2 protein-coding genes are annotated in these 1700 nt (G+C 56.5%); both read right to left on the reverse strand.

What is annotated here, in order from left to right; all coding sequences use genetic code 11:
• Nucleotides 1-1466, reverse strand: a 1466-nt coding sequence (locus ACR0AU_RS21935; RefSeq protein WP_480796330.1) for a relaxase/mobilization nuclease domain-containing protein, incomplete at its 3' end; no start/stop codon positions are given.
• A partial coding sequence (locus ACR0AU_RS21940; RefSeq protein WP_480796331.1) for a hypothetical protein occupies nucleotides 1463-1700 on the reverse strand: 238 nt, incomplete at its 5' end. The genes ACR0AU_RS21940 and ACR0AU_RS21935, both read right to left, overlap by 4 nt.

A 1700-nucleotide genomic window follows, 5' to 3' on the forward strand; every position in this document is an offset into this window, starting at 1 on the left:
TCAGCGGTGTCCATCAGCGTTGAATAACGCCTGTCCTCCATGATGAAGGCTTGCAGGTCAGGATCGTTGGGCCGCATATTCGCAACGTCGCCTTTCAGCTCACCTATCTGAATATCCATTGAGACGCGCAGGTTTGGATCTTCGACCTCGCGCGCCAGTCCTTCCATTTTTTCGATGGACTGCAGAATATCAGCGGACTTCTTCGACCAATTGTCACTGGCATCCTCGCCCAGCGTATCGCGCATGTAGACGTCATAGCGAACTGCTGGCGGCGAGTAGTCTTCGGAGGATTGATAGACTTTATGATCGACAATATCAGCCATCGCCGAGAGGGTTCCACCGCTCTCCGCGATATGCTGGTGATCGTCAATATGCTGGATCACACGGGCCTTCAGATCGGGGCTGATTGTTTCCTCATCGCCGCCTAATGCGATGTGCTGACGCAGCTCGTGCATCAGCTCAGGCGACTTGTATTCGGGGCCTCCCGGCTCACCGTAATCATCAAAATGATGGGCCTGATCCAGTAGATGTTCCATTCTCGATACCATAGGTTCTTCTCCTTCAATGAGCTTGATGGCAAACTCTTCGATCCTTTCGCTGATGGCGTTGGCGCGCTCATCAAACAGATCGGACATTCTTGCGATGGATAAAGTCATCACATCCGCAGCCCTGTCACGGGCCGTAACTTCGACTTCCGGGGTGCTTTCAACAACCGACATACCGGCCTGAACTTTCCACGTGTCTGTCTCCACTTCCTGCCGCAAACCGCGCTCAAGGCGGGTCGTCGCGGTCAGCTCAATGCCGTATCCTTCGGCAACCTCAACCTGGATGGCGCGCTGAACGTCGATGTTCATCTCGCTGCTCATGCCCATAGCGAGCCACTGCCCATGCTCGACGCCTCGGTTGTTCACAACGATGTGGACATGGGGGTTATCGGTGTCGTTGTGGAACACTGTCAGGTAGTCCCAGGTATCGCCAAAATCTCTGCTTCCAAACAGACGGTCCGCGAACTCCAAGCCCGCCTCATGCGCGGCGTCCGGATAGGTGCCTTCGGGAAAAGAAACGATCATGTGACGGGTGTAACCGTAGTTGGTTTTCCCGTTGAAATCCTCCGCCCAGGTCTCGATCAAATCCCTGACCTGATCCGCATCAAGCGGGGTCACGCCATTGTCCCGGATGTCCAAGACACCCTCTGCCCGGACGGTCAGGTAACTGATCTGGCGGCGCAGCTCATGGGCGTTGTTCACCCCACCTTTGCGGACGTGTTTCACAACCGCCTCGGGCTTTCCGACCACAGCACCCAGCCGCGCCTTGATGGATGAGGCCCGCGAGATCATGAACTTCATGCGCTTGGCGGTCTGCAGCTGCAGGCTGATCTGCTTGGATCGATCGATACCCTTCTGCGCTTCCCGGAAGGCAAGCTCCAGGAAATCCCCTGCTGTCAGATTGCGAGCCGCGACATTCATACTTCAGATGTCCAATCATCGTCGCGCAAGATCCGGCGAATGGCGGCCTCCGGTTCTCGATTTCGGCGGGCCGCTGTGATCAGCGCTTTCAGGTCTTGCCGGTGCTGGATGATCGCACGATGGAGATTTTCGACATCGCGCCGGTCGTCATCCGTCCAGATCACCGTGCCGCGCTTGGCCGATTTCGCCAGTTGATTGAGGTTGGTGTATCCACCCTGAACCTGCCGCAAGTGC

It is taken from the genome of Ruegeria sp. CG1 (genome assembly GCF_056537265.1).